The sequence below is a fragment of the Pasteurella canis genome (assembly GCF_900454865.1).
GTDB lineage: Bacteria > Pseudomonadota > Gammaproteobacteria > Enterobacterales > Pasteurellaceae > Pasteurella > Pasteurella canis.
The window spans coordinates 324,571-347,291 of sequence record NZ_UGTV01000015.1 but is presented as its reverse complement, the minus strand read 5'-3'; the positions used below and the strand labels follow the sequence as shown (position 1 = coordinate 347,291).

Genomic DNA, 22,721 nt, shown 5'->3' with positions numbered 1-22,721 from the left:
AACCAAAAATATTTAGCAATGATGATTTTTGGTGGAGATAAGCGGGATCGAACCGCTGACCTCCTGCGTGCAAGGCAGGCGCTCTCCCAGCTGAGCTATATCCCCATTTACATCATAATACTATCAACTAGAATCCCATTTGCTTATCACTCATCATTGAGTGGTGGGTCTGAGTGGACTTGAACCACCGACCTCACCCTTATCAGGGGTGCGCTCTAACCACCTGAGCTACAGACCCAACAGGATTTTAGGTTACTTCTCTAATTTACACAATTCATCAAACAATCTGTGTGAACACTTGCTGTCGTCCCATTTTAGGTAAGGAGGTGATCCAACCGCAGGTTCCCCTACGGTTACCTTGTTACGACTTCACCCCAGTCATGAATCATACCGTGGTGAACGCCCTCGTTTCCGTTAAGCTATCCACTTCTGGTACAACCCACTCCCATGGTGTGACGGGCGGTGTGTACAAGGCCCGGGAACGTATTCACCGCAACATTCTGATTTGCGATTACTAGCGATTCCGACTTCATGGAGTCGAGTTGCAGACTCCAATCCGGACTTAGATGCACTTTCTGAGATTCGCTCAACGTCGCCGTCTCGCCGCCCTCTGTATGCACCATTGTAGCACGTGTGTAGCCCTACTCGTAAGGGCCATGATGACTTGACGTCATCCCCACCTTCCTCCAGTTTGTCACTGGCAGTCTCCTTTGAGTTCCCGACCAAATCGCTGGCAACAAAGGATAAGGGTTGCGCTCGTTGCGGGACTTAACCCAACATTTCACAACACGAGCTGACGACAGCCATGCAGCACCTGTCTCTAAGTTCCCGAAGGCACAAGCTCATCTCTGAGCTCTTCTTAGGATGTCAAGAGTAGGTAAGGTTCTTCGCGTTGCATCGAATTAAACCACATGCTCCACCGCTTGTGCGGGCCCCCGTCAATTCATTTGAGTTTTAACCTTGCGGCCGTACTCCCCAGGCGGTCGATTTATCACGTTAGCTTCGGGCACCAAACATAAAGTCCAATCCCCAAATCGACAGCGTTTACAGCGTGGACTACCAGGGTATCTAATCCTGTTTGCTCCCCACGCTTTCGCACATGAGCGTCAGTACATTCCCAAGGGGCTGCCTTCGCCTTCGGTATTCCTCCACATCTCTACGCATTTCACCGCTACACGTGGAATTCTACCCCTCCCTAAAGTACTCTAGACTCCCAGTCTGAAATGCAGTTCCCAAGTTAAGCTCGGGGATTTCACATCTCACTTAAAAGTCCGCCTGCGTGCCCTTTACGCCCAGTTATTCCGATTAACGCTCGCACCCTCCGTATTACCGCGGCTGCTGGCACGGAGTTAGCCGGTGCTTCTTCTGTAATTAACGTCAATGATATTATCTATTCAATAATACCCCTTCCTCATCACCGAAAGAACTTTACAACCCGAAGGCCTTCTTCATTCACGCGGCATGGCTGCGTCAGGGTTCCCCCCATTGCGCAATATTCCCCACTGCTGCCTCCCGTAGGAGTCTGGGCCGTGTCTCAGTCCCAGTGTGGCTGGCCATCCTCTCAGACCAGCTAGAGATCGCAGGCTTGGTAGGCCTTTACCCCACCAACTACCTAATCCCACTTGGGCTCATCTTATGGCAAGTGGCCTTACGGTCCCACCCTTTCATCTCTCGATTATACGCGGTATTAGCTGCAGTTTCCCACAGTTATCCCCCTCCATAAGCCAGATTCCCAAGCATTACTCACCCGTCCGCCACTCGTCAGCAAAAAAAGCAAGCTTTCTTCCTGCTACCGTTCGACTTGCATGTGTTAAGCCTGCCGCCAGCGTTCAATCTGAGCCATGATCAAACTCTTCAATTCAAAGTTCAATCGCTCAATAAACTGCTTAGCTAAAGTTTACACTTCTATTTAATATTAAACTCTTAATATTAAATCAGTATGAATTTTCAGTTATAAGCACCTATCAAGACTTCAATAATTAAATTTTTTCAAAATGAAATCAATCAACAAGTGCCCACACAGATTGTCTGATAAATTGTTAAAGAACAAAACAACGACGCAACTTGTAATCTCTTATCCCATACAACGTCGCGTCGTTGTGTGCCGCGTATTATAGGCAAAAATAAATATCGCGCAACCCCTTTTTATGCTTTTTTTTGATTTTTTTATTAAACGGTTATTTTTTCAACTACCCATTTAAAATAATCAATAATATTCTTTTTATTCATTTACAGTTAATATATTTAATTCTTCAAAGCCCCAAATATTAATTGTATTTTCAAACTGACTATCATAGTTAAATTTTTGAGTACAAAAAATAAGATTTTTTTCTGAAATTTTTGACTGCACTTTTGCATTAGATAATAAGTTCTTTACTCTTAGTGCTATTGCTTTACCTGAGTCCATAAAATACTTAACTTGTGGTAAACACAGGGCAATTTCCTCTTTGATTAACGGAAAATGTGTACACCCTAGAACAATCGTATCTAAATCCATAATTGACTGCCAAGCAAAAAGCTCTTGCTTCAAAGTAATCAAATCAGTACTTTTTCCATGTAATTTTTGCTCTGCAATTTCAACTAATTTAGTACTGCCAATCTTTTCAACTATACAATAGCTAGCATAATTCTTAATTAAATCAGATACGTAAGCCCTTTTTACAGTACCTTTTGTCGCAAGTAAACCAATATGTTTTGTTTCAGAAATTTCAGCTGCGGGTTTAATTGCTGGTACTGTTCCAACAATGGGAATAGAAAAATATTCACGTAACACGGGTAAAACAACTGTACTAGCAGTATTACATGCTATAACAATAATATCGAGTGGAAAATCTTGATTAATTTTATGACAGATCGATAATGTTCTCTGAATAATTTCTTCCTCAGTCTTTTCAGAATAAGGAAAATATTCATTGTCAAAACAGTAAAGATAGTGACAATTAGGTAAAAGTTGCTTTGTTTCTTTATAAACACTAAATCCACCAACACCAGAATCAAAAAAAAGAATTGTTGGTTGAGTTTGTTTATCCATGTATTTCCTCAGTAAAAATTTGCGGTTCAAGGAACAATTCTGCCACCATAATTGGAGAAGTATTCACTTCAATTAATGTACGTCTTGCATAAGTCTCATATTGAAACTCCTCTATTTTTGCCCACTGCGATGTTTTCCGCTGACGATTCCGTTGGTTAAATAACCATTCTCCAAGCGCTCTATTACCTAATTGCTGTAATTCTAAATGTTGTAATAAAAAATGATCAGGCATGAGAGTCCTCGCAAAAATGAGAGGTTTATTTTGTGTATATAATAATACTTCTCTACACCAAAATCTTTTATATTCTGTAAATAAATGTCTTTCACTTTCAGCTACATTATTTAACCAATACTCAGATAAAACATTCACTTTTACTGAGCCAAAATGTAATCGTAACTGTTCAGTGAGAGAAGAAGATAAAAGAAGCCATTTCTGAATATTTAGGGGAGGCTGTAGAGTATGAGATTTATCAAAAAATAACCAATTTGCCTCTTGCAAACACTTAGAATACTTATGCATTTGAGTAAATCTCTTTATTATTAAGCCAACGTTTAATTAAACTATCAGCTACATCAGGTCGTTCAGCAATCAAACGGCTTGCACAATGTTGTACTATTGGTATCATTTTATGATCCCGAATCAAATTCGCTACTTTAAATTCTGTAATTCCAGTTTGTTTTGTACCAAGTACCTCTCCCGGACCTCGAATCTCCAAATCTTTTTCAGAAATAATAAAACCATCTTGAGTATCACGTAATACTTGTAAACGTTTTTGTGAAATTTTGCCTAATGGTGGTTTATACATTAATACGCAAAAAGAAGCTGTATTCCCTCGCCCAACTCGACCTCTCAATTGATGTAACTGAGATAGTCCTAAACGCTCTGCATTTTCAATAATCATTAAACTCGCATTAGGTACATCTACACCGACTTCAATAACAGTTGTAGCAACTAATAAGTCGATCTCTGCATGTTTAAATGCAGCCATTATTTCTTGTTTTTCAGTTGGTTTCATTCTCCCATGCACTAATCCTATACGTAAGTGCGGTAAGATTTTTCGCAAATCTTCTGCAATAGCTTCTGCTGCCTGTGCTTCAAGTATCTCAGACTCATCAATTAAAGTACAAACCCAGTACGCTTGGCGCTTTTCATTAATACAAGCATGATTTACTCGTGCAATCACTTCATCACGACGCTCCTCAGAAATTGCTACTGTTGTGATAGGCGTACGTCCTGGTGGCAGCTCATCAATGACTGAAGTATCTAAATCAGCATAAACTGTCATCGCTAATGTTCTGGGAATTGGTGTTGCAGTCATAATTAATTGGTGAGGATAAACATGTGCTTTTTTTCCCTTCTCACGCAGCATTAAACGTTGATGAACGCCGAAACGATGTTGTTCATCTACTATAACTAATGCTAAATCTGCAAATTCTACCTCTTCTTGGAAAAGAGCATGCGTTCCCACTACCATTTGAACCTGATTAGTTTGAATATTTTCTAATTCAACTTTACGCGCTTTTCCTTTTACTTTGCCAGTTAACCATCCGACTTTTATACCAAGTGGCTCAAACCAACATTTGAAATTAGTCACATGTTGTTCTGCTAAAATTTCAGTAGGTGCCATCAATGCAACCTGTTTGCCATTATCAATAGCAAGTAATGCCGCTATAGCTGCAACTAAAGTTTTACCAGAACCAACATCCCCCTGCACTAAGCGCATCATAGGATAAATATGTGCTAAATCTTGTTCAATATCTTGTGTAACTCGCATCTGTGCGTTAGTTGGACGAAAAGGTAATTGTGCTAAAAAACGCAGTTTTAAATCTGTCTGATAGTACAACGAATAAGCTGAAAACCGTTGTGTTCCTAACCGCACTTTCTGCATCGCTAAATTATAAGCTAACAATTCCTCAAAAATCAGACGCTGCTGAGCAGGATGAGTCCCTTTTTCTAAAACTTCAATTGAAATATCTGGTGGAGGCCGATGTAAAAAATAAATCGCTTCTTTTAAACTAAAGGGATGTGGATTAAATTCACTAGGTAAAATTTCTAGTACTTGAATTTTATCAAGTAAAGCTAACGCTTGATCTATTAATTTTCTTAATGAATTTTGTTTTAATCCCTCTGTTGTAGAATAAATTGGTGTAAGATTTTCTTCTAAAACCAGTGGCGCATTATCACGAATAATCTGATACTCTGGGTGATACATTTCTGACATAAAACGCCCACGTCTTACCTCACCAAAAGCCTTAATTCGGACACCTTGCTGAAAACTATTTTTCATACCTGCATTAAAATTAAAAAAACGCAACATGAGTTTAGATGAGCCATCTGACAGTGAAACAGTAAGGATAGGACGTTTGCCGAATTGTACTTCGCAAGTTTGAACAAGTCCTTCTATAGTTGCATAGCTATTTACCTGAAGATCAATAATCGGAGTGATTTTTGTACGATCTTCATAACGAATAGGCAAATGAAAAAGTAGATCTTGAAGATTGTTGATGCCAATCCTACTCAATTTTTCAGAAATTGCAGTACCTACACCAGAAAGTACGGTCAATGGTACTGCATCAAGGAGTTGAGTTGTCATTTATTGATATTGCGTTCAATATTAACAAAACCAGGTATTGCTTTGATCTTACGAATAATATTAGCCAAGTGTTTTGTATCTTTCACTGTTAATAGTACAACGATTTGATAAAGACGACCTTCTTGTTCTTCTGTCCAAATACTTTGAATATTACTATCTAGAGAAGAAATTGTGTTAGTTAAATTAGGTAAAACACCTTGTTGGTTAATCAATTCAATACGTAATTCAGCTTCAAAGTCAATCGCATTGTCACTTTTCTCCCATTCAACAGACATATAATGCTCAGGATTTTCTTTGCGATGTTTTAAGTTCGCACAGGATTCGTGATGAATTACTAGACCTTTACCAGAACTGGTATAAGCAACTATTGGATCACCTGGAATTGGATGGCAACATTGTGCGAATGTTGTTAGCAGTCCACCAGCACTTTTAATTTCAAAATGATCTTTACTATGCGTGATATCACCATCAGTATCAATTTCAATAGCTTCTCCAAGTAAACGATAAGCAATAACAGCACTCATTTGATTACCCAGACCAATTTCCATCAGTAAATCATCAAAATTTTCTAACTTCAGTTCGTTCAATAAACTTTGTACTCTGGCTTTATCTAACTCCTCTAATTTAGTTGGTGCTAGAGCACGAGTGAGCTGACGTTTACCTAAGCTAATCGCTTCTCCACCTCGTAATTGTTTGAGAAAATGGCGAATATTAGTTCTTGCCTTGGCTGTGACAACAAAATTTAGCCATCCTGCACTTGGCTGAGAATTAGGGAGTGTAATGATATCAACAGTTTGTCCTGAGCTAAGCGCTTGTGATAGAGGGTAGGATTTACGATCAACATTTGCAGCAATACAGCTATGACCAATGTCAGTATGTACAGCATAAGCAAAATCAACTGGAGTTGCACCAACGGGTAACTCGACAATCCGCCCTTTTGGTGTAAACACATAAATTTCTTTTGGGAAAAACTCTGACTTCACGCTTTCAATAAATTCGAAAGAATTACCCACACTTTGTTGTAATTCAATCAGACTTTGCAGCCAACGTTGCGCACGAATTTGTACCGTCGTGCTATCGTTTTTTCCACCTTCTTTATAGGCCCAATGTGCGGCTACCCCCATTTCTGCCATCTGATCCATTTCTTCTGTACGAATCTGAACTTCAACAGGTACACCATGTGGCCCAATCATTGAAGTATGCAAAGATTGGTAGCCATTAGCTTTAGGTACAGCGATATAATCTTTCACTCTACTTGGACGAGGTTTATATAAACTATGCATTTGTCCTAACACACGATAACAAGTATCAACATCCTTTACAACAGTACGAAATGCATAAATATCCATAATGGAATGAAACTGCTGATCTTTAAGTTTCATCTTTTGGTAAATCGCATATAAGTGTTTTTCACGTCCGAAAACACGAGCCTCAATACCAACATCCTCTAAGCGTCCTTTAATTTCATTGGTAATACGTTGAATCATATCTTTACGATTACCACGTGCAACTTGAATGACTTTTTGCAATACTGCATAGCGCTGAGGGTGCATTGCTTCAAAACCAAGATCCTCAAGTTCGTTTTTGATATGCTCAATACCTAAGCGATGAGCTAATGGGCTATAAATTTCAAGGGTTTCTTTAGCAATGCGCCGACGCTTATCTGGTCGTAATGAACCCAGTGTACGCATATTATGCGTGCGATCAGCTAATTTAATTAATACAACACGAATATCACGTGTCATAGCAAGAATCATTTTACGGAAATTTTCAGCAGCAGCTTCTTTACGTGTACGAAATTTTAACTTATCGAGTTTTGAAACCCCTTCAACAATTTCTGCGACGCTCGCACCAAACTCTGCCTTTAATTGCTCTTCTGTGTATGGAGTATCTTCTATTACATCATGCAATAATGCTGCCATAACTGCTTCATGATCTAAACGCATTTCCGCAATAATAGATGCTACGGCTACAGGATGAGTAATATAAGGTTCACCACTTGAGCGAGACTGTCCCTCATGCGCATCACGCGCAATGACATAAGCACGCTTAACTAATTCGATCTGTTCTGGGGGTAAATACGCTTCAATAATGCGATTTAAACTTTCAAAAAGATACAAGGGACACCTGACTTCAAGTTAGTTGATGAAAACTTTATAAAAATGACCGCACTTTTATTGATTAGATAATAAAGATACTGCGTGTAATTCTGTATTCTCTCTCTCTAATGCATCATAACGTTCTTGTGCATTCATGATTTCATTATTGATTAAACCTTTTTCAATCTCACGTAATGCAATCACAGTTGGTTTATCATTATCTTCTGGTACTAAAGGTTCACGTAAATGTAACTGTAATTGTCTTGCACGACGTGCTGCGGTTAAAATTAAATCAAAACGGTTACCAATTTTTTCTACCGCATCTTGCACTGTGACACGAGCCATATTTTACTCCATCTCTATTATTCAAAAAAATTAAAAAAGGGTTAATATGATACTAAAGCAATGCTTATTTTGCCAGTAGTTGTTCTATTAATTGTTGATTTTGTTTTTTTTGATGAGATAGTGTTAAACGCTCAGATCGCAAAATTGCCTGCAAATCAGCTAACGCTTGCTCAAACACATCATTAACAATCACATAATCATATTCATTATAGTGAGAAATTTCTTCAATTGCCTTTGACATTCGAGTTAAGATGACTTCTTGACTATCTTGACCACGACCGATCAATCGTTGTTCTAATTCTGTTAAGGAAGGGGGTAGTATAAAGATACTTTTCACATTAGATACTTTCTTGCGAATTTGCTGCGCACCTTGCCAGTCAATATCTAGAAAAACATCAATACCTTGTGCCAAATTTTCTTCAATAGCAGGTAAAGATGTTCCATAGTAATTACCACCAAATACTTTCGCATATTCGAGAAATAAATCTTGTTTGATTAATGATTCAAATTCTTCTATTGACACAAAATAATAATGTACTCCATGACTTTCACCTGGACGAGGTGGTCTAGTTGTATGAGAAATCGATACCATCATTTCATTATTCTGCTGTTGCTGCAATAAAGCCGAAATCAATGAGGATTTTCCTGCTCCGCTGGGCGCTGAAATAATATATAAATTACCTTGTGTCATAACTCATCCCTTTATGAATAAAATACTGTTATCTATTATGCCGAGAAATTCATGTAAAATCAGCTAAAAAAATAGTAAAGTAAGGCTACTTTTTATAAAAATTTAACCCTCTATAATTTCGCCTGTTGATAAATCTTCAAAGGCCATAGAAACAGAATTCACACAATAACGTAACCCTGTTGGATCTGGTCCATCTTCAAATACATGACCTAAATGTGAATCACATTTTCCACAGCGAATTTCAACACGAGGACGAGATAATTTATAATCATCTAAATAACGAATTGCTTCTGGTGATATTGCCTCAAAAAAGCTTGGCCAACCACAACCTGCATCAAATTTCGTATCTGAAATGAATAACGCAGAATGACAAACCACACAACGATATAAGCCTTTTTTCTGTTGATTTAATAACTTACCAGTAAAAGGATGTTCAGTTCCTTGATTCAAGCAGACATGTACTTGAATATCTGTCATTTCTTCTCTTTTTTTCATTTTCTTTCCTAATAAAAATTATCTTATAATTCGTTTTAAAAAATCGAGTAATTTTTCACAAGTTACAGTTTTTATTATTTTGACATAGATCACAAAAAGTTTATCTGTTATTGTTTTCAATGTCGTGTAGTTTCACAACTAAAAAGAAACCATGTTATAATCTCTCGCGACAAAAACAAAAGGGAATCACTTCATTTTGTTCTATGTAACAGTTTTGTTTAACTTTAAATATAGGTGAAAATCTTATGGCAATTAAAATTGGTATCAATGGCTTTGGCCGTATCGGTCGTATCGTATTCCGTGCTGCACAACATCGTGATGACATCGAAGTTGTAGGTATCAACGACTTAATCGATGTTGAGTATATGGCTTATATGTTGAAATACGATTCAACACACGGTCGTTTTGATGGTACTGTTGAAGTTAAAGATGGTAATTTAGTCGTTAACGGTAAAACAATCCGTGTCACTGCTGAGCGTGATCCAGCAAACTTAAATTGGGGTGCAATTGGCGTTGATATCGCAGTTGAAGCAACGGGTTTATTCTTAGATGATGCAACTGCACGTAAACATATTACTGCTGGCGCTAAAAAAGTTGTTTTAACTGGCCCATCTAAAGATGCTACACCAATGTTTGTAAGTGGCGTTAACTTTGATACTTATGCTGGTCAAGATATCGTTTCTAACGCGTCTTGTACAACTAACTGTTTAGCTCCACTTGCTAAAGTTATCAACGATAAATTCGGTATCAAAGATGGTTTAATGACTACTGTTCACGCAACAACTGCGACACAAAAAACTGTCGATGGTCCATCTGCAAAAGACTGGCGTGGTGGTCGTGGCGCAGCACAAAATATTATTCCATCATCAACTGGTGCAGCTAAAGCAGTAGGTAAAGTTATCCCTGCACTAAACGGTAAATTAACAGGTATGGCATTCCGTGTTCCAACGCCAAACGTTTCTGTTGTTGACTTAACTGTTAACTTAGAAAAACCAGCAACTTATGCTGAAATCTGTGCAGAAATCAAGCGTGCGTCTGAAAATGAAATGAAAGGTGTTTTAGGTTACACTGAAGATGCTGTTGTTTCTACTGATTTCAACGGTTGTACATTAACATCTGTATTTGATGCAGCAGCTGGTATTGCATTAACAGATACTTTCGTGAAATTAGTTTCTTGGTATGACAACGAAACTGGCTACTCAAACAAAGTATTAGACTTAGTAGCTCACGTTTATAACTACAAAGGTTAATTACTCTATGTTGAACTAGCTTCTTGCTTTGCAAGAGGCTAGTTTTATACCTATAATATATAATTACAACCAACATCCACTCAACCATAAAATGGTTTTATATTTTCTGAACTTATTAAATTAAACTCTACTCAAATAATCGGATTATCTAAATGTTTCTATATGAAAATCATAGCTAGATTATTTTAAATAAATTATCAAATTCATTCTCATACTTCTCCGACAGTTATTTATTAGAAATTCCAATTTAAAAATACTATTATCAAATTTAATTTAACGCAAAAAAGGATTATTTAACTTTTCTTGACCAACAGTTGTATAAGGGCCATGCCCAGCTAAAATGATCATATCATCACCTAATGGATAGAGTTTTTCACGAATCACTGTTAATAAAGTTTGATGATTGCCTCCTGGAAAATCTGTTCGTCCAATACTTTGCTTAAATAAAACATCTCCTGTAAAAGCAATACGTTTTTGATGTTCTATAAAACCAATATGTCCTGGAGTATGTCCTGGTAAATGTAATACTTCAAATTTCATTTCTCCAATTTCAACTATTTCACCTTCTTTATCTAACCATCGATCTGGTGTAAAAGCTGCTATTTCAAATAAACCAAATTTTTGTGACTGTTGAGGTAATTGAGCAAACCAATAATAATCTAATGAATGAGGTCCAATAATTTCTACTTGGAAATGTTGTTTAATTTTGGGAGCAGCACCAACATGATCAAGATGACCATGGGTTAATAAAATCACTTTTAAATTTAGTTCAAGCTCTATAATACGTTTAATTAATTTATCTGCCTCACCACCAGGATCAATAATAGCTGCATTCTTGTCTTCATCCCAAATTAAAGAACAATTTTGCTGAAAAGCAGTTACGGGAATAATTTCAATATTCATCTCATCTCTCTATCTATAAATAATAACAATCCGCCCGTAAAACGGGCGGTTTTTAGGCCACCCTATAAGGGCCTAGTACTTCACATGCCCCTCAAGGGGCATGTGAAGTCTGACAACCGTTCAATAACTCTGTTGCCTACCCCTTAAAGGGGTCCATATATTCTTTCTTCGATAAATTATCCTGAATCATATCTTCCTTTTCCTGATTTCGGATATATTCCTCTACAATTTTTGTATTTAAACCTACTGTACTTACATAATAGCCTTTCGCCCAAAAATTTCGATTCCCATACTTATATTTTAAATTTGCATGTCTTTCAAATATTATTAGCGATGACTTACCTTTTAAATACCCCATAAAACTTGAAACGGCCAGTTTTGGAGGTATCCTTAACAGCATATGGATATGATCTTTCATTGCATATGCCTCTATTATCTCTACATTCTTGTAGTGACATAATTGTCTTAGTATCCCTCCTATATCAACTCGCAATTTTCCATAAATTGCTTTTCTCCTATACTTAGGGATAAAGACTATGTGGTACTTACAGTTCCATCTTGTGTGTGATAGACTTGAATCGTCATTGGATTTACTTGCCATGACTTATCCTCCTATATGTTGAATTTTGGTTGTCAGCCTTGTTCATTATAGGAGGATGTTTTTTTCTGCTCACCGCTTAAGCTTTTCTGTTCCATACGCAAAGCGTATGGTTTTTATAGCTAGACTTTGTCTAGCTATAATAAGAAAACCGCACTTTGAAAGTGCGGTTCATTAAAAAATTCCTCTACTTCAATCCCGTCTAAGCTCCACGCCAAGTTCTTACTGGACCAGTATCAATGTGAATAAAATTGCTACGAGGATAATAACCTACTCCACCATTATTCAATTTTTCTGCTGCCTGCCGAAGTTTTACTAGTGGTACACCATCAATACGAAAATCAATAGCTTGCCCACGTGTATGATAACTATTACTCGCTACACCATGACTTTTACGACGCATTGCGGCATTACTTGCAGGGGAACGATAACCACAAATAATTTGAATTTCACTATTACGTAACCCTAGACTCGATTGTAGACGATAAAATTTTAAAAATAACTTTGGATCCATCCGATGCATATGATTATTACGCTTATCTCGCATTAAATAGTCCAATTTTTTTAATGCCACCGATGAGAATCCTTTACTCGGTAAAAATTCAGAACTGAATTTATCCCCTGTATTAATATTTCTAAAACGTAAAATACGTGGTTTTGGGGTTGAAACAGCAGCTAACAGGCTATTAGGTAACAAACTAGCACCTAATACAATTCCACCTAAGGATAACCATTTTCGACGACTATGGTTAATAGTATTCATTCTGTTAATATCTCTATGTTATTTGATGTTTATTTTGACCAACGTAATTAAGATTAGTTCTCAGCTTAAGAAAACATAACAATTTTACTGATTTCCCTTCAAAATGGAAGGGAAATTTAGCTTAATTTTTAATAAAAATGACATTAATTAATGTATTTTTTGATCATATTCCAATCTATATAACTTAAGTCTGGTGTAACATCATAACCATAAATATCAGGTAAAGTATAAGTCTTCTCACCATCGACCCAACTTGTTACATAATATAAAAATACTGGATTATTTGATGCCACATTCGCTGAAGTTGTTTTACGACTTTGTAATGTATTTCGTTTTCTTTCCTCAGACCAACCAGCTTCTTTCAATAAAATGGTTGCTAATTCATCTGCTTTCTCAACACGGACACAACCTGAGCTTAATGCACGATCTTTCTTAGCAAATAAATTTCTTGTTGGCGTATCATGTAAAAAAATTGCATCAGAACTTGGCATATTAAATTTAAAATTGCCTAATGCACTATCTCCAGGTGCTTGACGTAAACGATATGGGAACTTTTTCGCAGTCATATTTTCCCAATCAATTGTATAAGGATCGATAGTTTTTCCTTTACTATCAATAATCGTATAACCATTACGATAAATATAACTCGGATCTTTTCGTACTTTTGGGATAATGTCTTCATTAATTAAACGTGTTGGTGTATTCCAAGGTGGATTCACGACAACATTACTTAATTTACTATACAAAACAGGAGTTTTACGTGCTTTTTTGCCTACAATCACTTTGGAACTTAAAACTAATTTTCCGTCACGATAATAATCTAATTCATAACTAGGAATATTAACAAATAATCCATCCTCAAATGCTGGAATAACCCGCAAACGCTGCACATTAATTGCTAATTTATATAGTTTTTTTAATGCTTCTTTATCCATATTTGATGGATTCACTAACTCCGGTAATGCAGCGAATGTCTGTTTATATAAATTGTTCTCGGTTGTTAGCGTATTTAAAAATGCCAACATATTTCCTTCTTGAGCAGCCATCAGCCAAGTTGAAATTTGTTCCTCTGTCGGCAAGCTAGATTTATAATTATTTGCTGAATAAAGCCATTTTTGTGCAGATTTAATAATATTATAGCTATAATACATGTAATCCAAGAATGTATCTGTAAGTAATACATCACGTTCAAAATTGCCTTCTGGTATAGCATCTATTTTTGCTAAAATTTCAGCCGAGTTCTTTGAAACACCACTGATAACTAACATTGCATATTCACGTAAAAACTGTTTTTCAGCGGAGCTATCTTGCCAAATCGGCTGAAAGTTATTACTGGCATAAATCTTAGCGACTGCCGATTTAAACTGTAATTTTATTTCACCTAACTTTGCATTCAATTGTTCTTCTGCTAATGCTTGTTTCTCAGCTGCAATACGTTCTTCTTCAAGCTGTTTTTCAGCTGCAAGTTGATCTTCAATTGCTTTTGCCTCTAACTCAAGTTGCTGCTTAGTTAAAAGATCAACTTCTTGAGTAACTTCAGTACCTGTATTAAGCGAATCTTGATGTTCTGGATTAGCATGTACATTCATCGCATATAACGAGGAAAACAAAAATGCTAATTGTGCAGATTTGAATAATTTGATATTTAACATATTATAGTTCCTTAAAATCATTAGAATCTGACCGCACTTTTAGCTATAAAGTACGGTCAAAATAAACCTAATTTAATTTTACTTGAGCTACCCTAGCTTTTTCTATTTCTAACTTCAATAAATCTGCTGCTATTTTTTCTGCTTCCTTGAGATAAAAATCAGGTGCCTCATAATCTTTTGGTAGACTATCTAAATCTTTTAGTGGTTTTTTACCCTCTCGTTTAAAACGAGCATTTAAATCTTTTAAACGTCTAGCATCATCTTTGTCATTCTCAACCTTACGTACTTGATAGTTCAAAGATAAATATTTACGTTCACTACGCTCATCTCGAATTTTAAGCTCTTCATTCAATGCAATAAACTCTGGATCCTTAGCAATACGCTCAAGATGATTCTTATTCAAAGTTGAGACTGCTTCTCTTGCTTGAGCAACTTCTACATAATTTGCAGCGGGAATTTTATCCCATGGCAGAGCATTATCTTCTTTTTCCTCTCCATACTCTTTAGCATCAATTGCTGCTGGAAAATCAATATCAGCAGCAACTCCTTTCAGCTGAGTACTCCCACCATCAATTCGGTAGAATTTCTGGATAGTATATTGAATCAATCCTAAAGGTTCTTGATTTGCGTCAAAAGCAAAATTTAATGAGCGACTTTGCTGTACAGTTCCTTTACCAAAAGTATTTTGCCCAATCACAATACCTCTGTTATAGTCTTGCATTGCCGCAGCAAAAATTTCTGATGCAGATGCACTAAAGCGGTTAATCATGACAAATAATGGTCCTGAATAAACTTGTTCACTATCTGGATCCTCATGGATACGAATACGTTGGAACGCATCTCGAACCTGCACAATTGGTCCATCACTAATAAAGAGTCCACTTAATGCAACAGCTTCAGTCAATGCACCACCACCGTTATCACGTAAATCAATAATTAACGCTTTTGCCTTCTTAATTTTCATTTCTGACAGTAACTTACGTACATCTTGTGTCAAACCGATATAAAAGCTAGGAATCTTAATAGAGGCTACAATTTGTCCATCAACTTTACTTACAGTTAATTTGGCTGCTTGATCTTCAATTCTAACCTTATCGCGTGTTAACGTAATTACTTTCGATTTACCGCCTTTTTCAGGTTCAATTTCTAAACGTACTTTCGTACCTTTTTTACCTTTAATTTTGTCAACAATATCTTCTAAACGCCAACCAACAACATCTTCGATTTCTCCTGTTGCCTGACCAACACCGATAATGCGATCACCTGCTTTCAATTTTTTACTACGCTCTGCTGGCGCACCAGGTACTAAAGATTTAATAGTCGTGCCTTCATCTTCTGTTTGCTGTAACGTTGCACCAATCCCCTCTAAAGAAAGATTCATACTTTCATTAAAACTTTTAGCTGTACGTGGTGCTAAATAACTTGTGTGCGGATCAATTTCACGAGCAAAAGAGTTCAAGTACACTTGAAGAATGTCATCTGCTTTGGTTTGCGTTAAACGACGAATCGCTAAATCATAGCGTTTAACAAGGGTTTTTCTGATATCTAACCACTTTTTCCCTTTTAGTTTTTGATTGATAACATCATTTTTAACACGCTGTTGCCAGAGTTTATCAAGCTCTGCTACATCTTTAGCCCAATCTGCTTTCTCACGATCAATTTCAATGTGATCATCTTCTGATAAATTTGGCTCTTTATCTAATAAAGAAAGAGCATATTTATAACGTTCATAACGTTTCTTCATCATTAAATCATACATTTCAAATGCAATTGAAAGATTCCCTTCATTTAATGACTCATCAAATTGAGTTGCAAATTTTGCTCTCATTTCGTCCACATCAGATTGTAAAAAAATGTTCCGACTAAAATCTAATGATTTTAAATAACGTTCAAATACCTTCTGTGAAAAAGCATCATCCAGTGTAAATTTACGGTAATGACTTTGCGTTAAACGTGTTGTAGCTCGTTTAGTGGCTAATTGATTTTCTTCTGTAGGTTGTGGAATCACAATATCGTCTTGTTTAATTTTTGGAGCTACTGCTTGTACGATAGTGAAGTTCATAAAAAAAGTGCTTAACAAAAATATTGTTAAGTAACTTTTAGCGCTACGTAATATCATTTATTATTCCTAAAAAAGAAAACATGCTTACAGGTTAATTAATATAAAATACACAAATGCCATCGAGCATGATGGCATTTTCATTTTTAATAAAATTTATGCAAATAGATGCTCAGCTGAAACACTAATGACCAAACCATTATCTAATTGTACTCGAGCAGACTCTTTCACCACTTCTAATACAATTGCATTTTTAGGGTTTCCACCGACTTTGACCTTAACAACATCACCTTTTTGTAAAGTTGAGAAATCAATTGTATTTAATTTTATTCTTGACTTACGTACTGGTTTTGGTTTTCTTTCTGTTTTTACCGTTTTACCTTCTGTACGTTGAGTTAAACGTTTTTTCTCAGGCTTAGCCGCTTTCTCAGAAGCTCGCTTTTCGGCGACTTTTGCTTTCGCTTGCGCAAGCTGTGTTGCAGCATGCTCTACATGTTCTTGCTCCAATACACCGCAAGCATTACCCTCTAGATCAATACGTTCAGCACCTAATTTGCAACCATGCAAATAACGCCAGTTTGATGTATACGCACGCAGTGCTTGACGTAACTGTGTTTTACTCACACGTTCATCGTCTTTTAACGCTTCTGCTAAATCTTGGAATAAACCAATTTTTAAAGGCTTGGCTTCACCTTCCAAGGAAAAACAAAGTGGAAATTTTTCCACTAAATAAGCAATAATGTCTTTATTATTTGTTAATTTTTGGAGTTCGCTCATTCTCTCTTCCTGACTCTATATTTCTACTAGAAAAACTCGGCATAGTTTAGCTCACTTTAAGAAAAAATGACAATTATATAATCATATAAATACGTTAATTTACGTTTCTCAACAAAAATAAATGGGACTTTTTCATTAGTTATACAACTATTTTCAAATTTTTTTAGACAGTATAGAATATCCATTCTTTATCTCAACGCCAACAAGTTAACTCACATGATAAATACCGCACCTAACAAATCTACAAACCAATTAGCTTGTTGCTCGGATTGTGATGCGGTGATTTCCTTTCCTCCATTAAAAGAGCAACAATATGCAGAATGCCCACGTTGTCACAATGCACTGAGCTCTACAGATCGTTGGAGCTTACATCGCTGTGCTATGTTAGCGTTATCTATTTTAATTTTAATGCCTTTTGCACTTAATTACCCTTTGCTTAGTATTGATTTATTAGGCTCAAAAATTGATGCTTCTGTTTGGGGGGGAATATGGAAAATGGCAACCCAAGGCTACCCTTATACAGCATTTCTCGTTTTCATTTGTGCTGTTTTTATGCCTATTTCTTTTGCCTTATTAGTAATTTTATTACGCATATCTCAGTTACTTGGAATCAAACCTCGTAACTTATTAATTTCGCTGACTTATATTAAGCCTTGGGTGATGTTTGATGTCTACCTCGTTGCGCTTGCTGTGACAATGTTTAAAGTGCGTGAATACGCTACTTTACAAATTGACATTTACCTTATAGCATTTATATTTACCGCTTTATTGACGACATTACTCTTTATAAAACTCAATCCTAAGGCACTTTGGAATGAGTTTTATCCGAATAGCCATGCATTAACTGAAATACCAACGGATAATCAACCGCACTTTTGTACCGAATGTCAATATAGCTTTACTCAAGCAACTTATGATCATAAACAGCGAGCAACTTGTCCTCGTTGCGATTCTCTTCTTCATTTATCGCCTGATATAAAATTACAGCGCACTTGGGCAACTTTAATTGCAGGAATTATTATGATTATTCCAGCGAATATTTTACCTATGTCAGTGGTTTATTTAAACGGTGCACCAAGCGAAGATACATTAATGTCTGGTGTATTGAGCTTTATCGATATGGGAAGCTATTTCATTGCATTTGTCGTTTTTGTTGCGAGTATTTTCGTTCCAATTAGTAAAATTATTATCATGCTGTATTTACTGATTTGCGTACACTTTAAACTAAAACACGCTATAAAATGGCAAATGCGCTTATTACATTTTGTACATTTTGTAGGTCGTTGGTCTATGCTTGATCTCTTTGTATTAGCACTAATGATGTCCTTAGTTGCACGAGGACAAATAATTGACTTTTCCGTAGGTCCTGCAGCATTCTACTTTGGTATCGCAGTATTTTTGACTATGATATCTACTTCACAATTTGATAGTCGCTTAATTTGGAAAATTTATGACAAACAATAATCAAAATGACACCGTTGAACAACTTTACACAGAAGCAAAAGCAAATGTAAAACAAGTCAGACGAATCTCACCGTTCTGGCTCTTACCTTTTATTGCCCTCTGTATTGGTGCAATCCTCTTTTTCCAAATTATTCAAGAACAGGGGTATACAATTAAAATTACTTTTGCTAATGGTGAAGGATTAGTTGCAGGCAAAACGCAAGTACGTTACCAAGGTTTACAAATTGGTGTAGTTAAAAAAGTCAGTTTTACGAATGATCTGAAACAGGTTGAAGTACTAGCGAATATATATCCAGAAGCAAAAACTGTTTTACGTGAGAATACAAAGTTTTGGTTAGTTAAGCCAAGTGCTTCACTTGCTGGCATCTCAGGTATTGATGCCTTAGTTTCAGGTAACTATATCACTTTACAGCCAGGTGATGGCGATAATGAAGATGAATTCATAGCGGAAACAGAAGGTCCTATCGCACAAGTTGATGATGGAGATCTACTTCTCCATTTATTGGCTGATGATCTTGGATCAATCTCAATCGGTGCTTCTGTCTATTTTAAAAAACTCCCCGTTGGTAAAATCTACGATTATCGTTTTATTGAAGATGGTAAAAAGGTCTCAATCAATTTAGTTATTGATAAAGCCTACGCACATTTTGTCAAAAAAGACAGTCATTTCTGGAATATCAGTGGTATTGATGCACAAATTGGTTTATCTGGCATCAATATTAATGTGGATAGCTTAAATGCGATTGTACAAGGTGCTGTCGCGTTCGACTCACCAAGTCAGAGTGAACTTGCACAAAATAACGATAAGTTTACACTTTATGCAAATTTCAATGCGGCTAAACGAGGGATCCCAATCGACATTAAATTACCTAAAACATCTGGACTCCAAGCAGGACAAACTAGCGTATATTATCAAAACAAACAAATAGGTATTTTATCCGAGCTTAACGAAGTAGACAATAATCCAGAGTCCTTAACAGGAAAGTTACTTGTTGATCCTCTCTCAGTCGATCTTTTTACAAATAAAACTAATATCGTTTTACGCAATAAAAAATTGAATTTAGGAGATCTTACTAATATTCAAAATTTACTGCGCGGAGAATATTTTGAAGTCGTTGCAGGTCTGGGGGAACCCCAAACAACATTCACAGTTATTAAGGAAAATGAGCTATTATTACAACAACCAAATACTTTGGTCTTATCCTTAACCGCTCCAGAAACTTATGGTGTCAGTGAAGGTCAACCTATCTACTATAACAATATTACTATTGGTGAAATCATCGCTCAGACTCTTGATATTGAAGGTGTAACCTTTAAAATCGCTATCGCAGAGAAGTATCGTCATTTAATTCACCAAGATACCCGTTTTATTGCTGCCTCTAATCTGGACATTAACTTAGATGTAAATGGGTTTCGATTTGAGGCTGCCTCACCTGAAAAATGGTTACAAGGAGGCATTCGAGTCTTAAGTGGTAAACAAAATCAGGGGAAACCACTCGCAGTCTATCCTCTATATAAAGATATCTCCCATGCCGAATCGGGTATTATAGGAGGTCAATTAATACCAACGATCACATTAACTAGCACAGAATTACCGAATATTAGCCAAGGTTCTTTAGTTCTGTACCGCCAATATGAAGTTGGGAAAATTCTAGAGGTACGTCCAAAAGCTAAAACATTTGAAGTTGATATTTTTATTTATCCAAAACACCGAGAGTTATTAACCGATAAAAGTGTTTTCTGGGTAGAAAGTGCTGCACAAATTGATATTACAGCAAAAGGAATTAGCATACATGCAACGCCAATAGCTCGCTCTCTAAAAGGAGCAATAAGCTTTGAGAATCTTATTGGTCGGGCTTCAGCTAATACACTTTATGCAAACGAATTACGCGCAAAATCAGCAGGACAGCAACTTACTTTTATTACAGAGGATGCGACCAATTTAACGAAAGGAATGAACTTACGCTACCGTGGTTTAACAATTGGAGAAATTGAACAAGTGAATCTCGATGTCAAAAGCAATAAAGTCATCGCAAAAGCCTTGATCAATCCACAATATATAACATTAATTGCGAAAGAAGGTAGTCGATTTACACTGATCTCACCACAAATCTCAGCTGGTGGCATTGAAAATATTGAGAGCTTATTACAACCTTATATTGACGTTGAAATCGGATCTGGAAAAGCAAAAACACAATTCCAACTAACTCAATCTGCACCGCGTAAAAATAATCAATATGCTCAGGGCCTCCCGCTCATATTAGAAACACATGATGCTCTGAATATCACGACAGGCTCGCCTATATTATACAGAGGTGTAGAAGTAGGTACGATAAATCAAATTAAGTTGAATGAATTAGGTGATCGTGTTTTTGTTCATATTTTAATTTCACAAAAATATAAACATTTAGTACGTCAAAATTCAGAATTCTGGATTGCAGCAGGCTATGATTTCAGCTTTGGGCTAAATGGAGCAGAAGTAAATACTGGCTCTGTACAACAATTATTGAAGGGCGGAATTGCTTTCTCTACGCCACCAACAACTATAATTAAACCAGCTGCAAAAGCCAATCAACATTTTTTACTACAAATAAAACGCCCAGCTAATGCGCAACAATGGAACTCTGGAGCTTTAGCTAAATAAAATGTAAAAATTTCAAAAAATAGACCGCACTTTCTATGCGGTCTATCATATTCCAAACATAGATGACAATTTTCATTATTGTAGTGCTAATGCAGCAATAGTTGTTATCACTTTCACAGCACTTTTCATCCCTTCCAAAGTAATAAGCTCATGTTTACTATGGAAATTATAGCCACCAGTAAAGATATTTGGACACGCTAATCCTTTTTCTGCTAACCATGCTCCATCTGTACCGCCTCGGATAGCTTTATGAATTGGTTGAATACCACATATCTGCATTGCTTTATCCGCAAGTTCTACAGATTTTGGCACAGTTTTAACAATCTCATTCATATTCTTATAACTATCTGTAATTTCCACGCATACTGGCTTTTTCAATGATTTTTTCATATTAAACTCATTCACAAGCTGCCGAATAAAAGCCTTACGCTGTAAAAATTTTTCTTGCTCAAAATCACGAATCAAATAATGCAGCTCAACTCTTTCTATATCACCGCTAAAGCGGCTAAGATGATAGAACCCTTGTTTACCTTCTGTTTTCTCTGGTGTTTCATCCGCAGGCAACCCCTGTTGGAACTCACAAGCTAAACTTAATGCATTAATCATTTTATCTTTTGCAGATCCTGTATGAATATTGACTCCTTCAATAGTCACAATTGCACTAGCTGCATTGAAATTTTCATATTCTAATTCACCAACTTCCCCACCATCAATAGTATATGCCCAATCACAAGAAAAGTTTTCTAATGGAAAAAATTGCATTCCCAGTCCAATCTCTTCATCTGGGGTAAATGCCACTCGAATATTACAATGAGGTAAATTGTTTTCTTTGAATATTGAAAGTGCGGTCATAATTTCTGCAATTCCAGCTTTATTATCTGCTCCTAATAACGTATTTCCATCAGCAACAATCAAGGTTTTCCCTACCAGTTGGTGTAAAAAATGGTAATGTGCGGGACTAATAAATTCTTCCCCCATTCCTAATGCAATATCACCCCCACGATAATTTTCAATCACTTCAGCCTGTACATTTTTACTACTACATTCAGTTGCTGTATCTAAATGGGCAATTAGTCCAATCGTTGGGGAGCTGGGATCAGTATTAGAGGGAAGAAAAGCAGTAACAACTGCATTTTTTGATACTTCAATTTCTTCTAATCCTAGAGCAACTAGCTCTTGTTGTAGATGCTTTGCTAATTTTACTTGCCCTTGTGAACTCGGGGACACTTTAGCGCCAAGTTTAGATTGAGTATCATAAGTAGTGTAATGTAAAAAACGCTCTAATAATCGATATTCTTGATCTTCATTTAACATAGAATTTACTCGCGACAAAATAATGATTAAAGTTTAATGGCA

At 36.4% G+C, this 22,721-nt stretch carries 17 protein-coding genes, 2 tRNA genes and 1 rRNA gene; 3 read left to right on the top strand and 17 right to left on the bottom strand.

Features of this window, described 5'->3' with window-relative positions; translation table 11 throughout:
- Window positions 1-29: 29 nt before the first annotated feature.
- From DYE19_RS02320 to msrB, 10 genes are all read right to left on the bottom strand, one after another.
- A tRNA-Ala gene (locus DYE19_RS02320) sits at window positions 30-105 on the bottom strand.
- 56 nt (window positions 106-161) lie between these two features.
- Window positions 162-238, bottom strand: a tRNA-Ile gene (locus DYE19_RS02315).
- Window positions 239-319: 81 nt separating this feature from the next.
- Window positions 320-1,861, bottom strand: a 16S ribosomal RNA gene (locus tag DYE19_RS02310).
- Window positions 1,862-2,221: 360 nt separating this feature from the next.
- Window positions 2,222-3,031, bottom strand: coding sequence for a glutamate racemase (gene murI, locus DYE19_RS02305; RefSeq protein WP_115322477.1), 810 nt, complete (start codon window positions 3,029-3,031; stop codon window positions 2,222-2,224).
- Complete coding sequence (locus DYE19_RS02300; RefSeq protein WP_115322476.1) at window positions 3,024-3,551, bottom strand: chorismate lyase; 528 nt, start codon at window positions 3,549-3,551, stop codon at window positions 3,024-3,026. Before DYE19_RS02300 ends, murI begins: the two co-directional genes overlap by 8 nt.
- Window positions 3,544-5,625, bottom strand: coding sequence for an ATP-dependent DNA helicase RecG (recG, locus tag DYE19_RS02295; protein WP_115322475.1), 2,082 nt, complete (start codon window positions 5,623-5,625; stop codon window positions 3,544-3,546). Before recG ends, DYE19_RS02300 begins: the two co-directional genes overlap by 8 nt.
- Window positions 5,622-7,745: a bifunctional GTP diphosphokinase/guanosine-3',5'-bis pyrophosphate 3'-pyrophosphohydrolase gene (spoT, locus tag DYE19_RS02290; RefSeq protein ID WP_115322474.1), complete on the bottom strand. Its 2,124-nt coding sequence runs from the start codon at window positions 7,743-7,745 to the stop codon at window positions 5,622-5,624. Before spoT ends, recG begins: the two co-directional genes overlap by 4 nt.
- 54 nt (window positions 7,746-7,799) lie before the next feature.
- Window positions 7,800-8,069, bottom strand: coding sequence for a DNA-directed RNA polymerase subunit omega (rpoZ, locus tag DYE19_RS02285; RefSeq protein ID WP_049216306.1), 270 nt, complete (start codon window positions 8,067-8,069; stop codon window positions 7,800-7,802).
- Window positions 8,070-8,133: 64 nt separating this feature from the next.
- Window positions 8,134-8,760 carry a guanylate kinase gene (gmk, locus tag DYE19_RS02280; RefSeq protein WP_115322473.1) on the bottom strand — a complete coding sequence of 209 codons (627 nt, stop codon included), beginning with the start codon at window positions 8,758-8,760 and terminating at the stop codon, window positions 8,134-8,136.
- 102 nt (window positions 8,761-8,862) lie between these two features.
- On the bottom strand, window positions 8,863-9,255 hold the full coding sequence (gene msrB / locus DYE19_RS02275) for a peptide-methionine (R)-S-oxide reductase MsrB (protein WP_115322472.1): 393 nt from the start codon (window positions 9,253-9,255) through the stop codon (window positions 8,863-8,865).
- Between the two features lie 245 nt (window positions 9,256-9,500).
- On the opposite strand from msrB, the gene gap reads away from it, so the two are divergent.
- Entirely contained in the window at window positions 9,501-10,505 is a 1,005-nt protein-coding gene (gene gap / locus DYE19_RS02270) for a type I glyceraldehyde-3-phosphate dehydrogenase (RefSeq protein WP_049216309.1), read from the top strand.
- A 273-nt stretch (window positions 10,506-10,778) separates the two neighbouring features.
- On the opposite strand, the gene DYE19_RS02265 is transcribed toward gap, so the two are convergent.
- From DYE19_RS02265 to proQ, 6 genes are all read right to left on the bottom strand, one after another.
- On the bottom strand, window positions 10,779-11,408 hold the full coding sequence (locus tag DYE19_RS02265) for an MBL fold metallo-hydrolase (protein WP_115322471.1): 630 nt from the start codon (window positions 11,406-11,408) through the stop codon (window positions 10,779-10,781).
- Between the two features lie 136 nt (window positions 11,409-11,544).
- Window positions 11,545-12,009, bottom strand: coding sequence for an IS200/IS605 family transposase (tnpA, locus tag DYE19_RS02260; RefSeq protein ID WP_115322470.1), 465 nt, complete (start codon window positions 12,007-12,009; stop codon window positions 11,545-11,547).
- 199 nt (window positions 12,010-12,208) lie between these two features.
- Entirely contained in the window at window positions 12,209-12,769 is a 561-nt protein-coding gene (gene mepK / locus DYE19_RS02255; RefSeq protein ID WP_115322469.1) for a peptidoglycan L,D-endopeptidase MepK, read from the bottom strand.
- 143 nt (window positions 12,770-12,912) lie between these two features.
- The gene (locus tag DYE19_RS02250; RefSeq protein WP_115322468.1) at window positions 12,913-14,421 is read right to left on the bottom strand and encodes a L,D-transpeptidase family protein; all 1,509 of its coding nucleotides are present in this window, start codon (window positions 14,419-14,421) and stop codon (window positions 12,913-12,915) included.
- 67 nt (window positions 14,422-14,488) lie between these two features.
- Window positions 14,489-16,540, bottom strand: coding sequence for a carboxy terminal-processing peptidase (gene prc / locus DYE19_RS02245; protein WP_115322467.1), 2,052 nt, complete (start codon window positions 16,538-16,540; stop codon window positions 14,489-14,491).
- Window positions 16,541-16,636: 96 nt separating this feature from the next.
- Window positions 16,637-17,257 carry an RNA chaperone ProQ gene (gene proQ, locus DYE19_RS02240; RefSeq protein ID WP_115322466.1) on the bottom strand — a complete coding sequence of 207 codons (621 nt, stop codon included), beginning with the start codon at window positions 17,255-17,257 and terminating at the stop codon, window positions 16,637-16,639.
- 216 nt (window positions 17,258-17,473) lie between these two features.
- Here proQ and DYE19_RS02235 point away from each other — a divergent pair, with 216 nt between their 5' ends.
- Window positions 17,474-18,721 (top strand): paraquat-inducible protein A, encoded by a 1,248-nt coding sequence (locus tag DYE19_RS02235; RefSeq protein ID WP_115322465.1) that lies wholly within the window; start codon window positions 17,474-17,476, stop codon window positions 18,719-18,721.
- A complete protein-coding gene (locus DYE19_RS02230) occupies window positions 18,708-21,365 on the top strand; it encodes a PqiB family protein (protein WP_115322464.1) in 2,658 nt (885 codons plus the stop codon). Before DYE19_RS02235 ends, DYE19_RS02230 begins: the two co-directional genes overlap by 14 nt.
- Window positions 21,366-21,440: 75 nt before the next feature.
- Here the strand turns inward: DYE19_RS02230 and pepT are convergent, their stop codons facing one another.
- Window positions 21,441-22,679, bottom strand: coding sequence for a peptidase T (gene pepT / locus DYE19_RS02225; RefSeq protein ID WP_115322463.1), 1,239 nt, complete (start codon window positions 22,677-22,679; stop codon window positions 21,441-21,443).
- Window positions 22,680-22,721 lie beyond the last annotated feature (42 nt).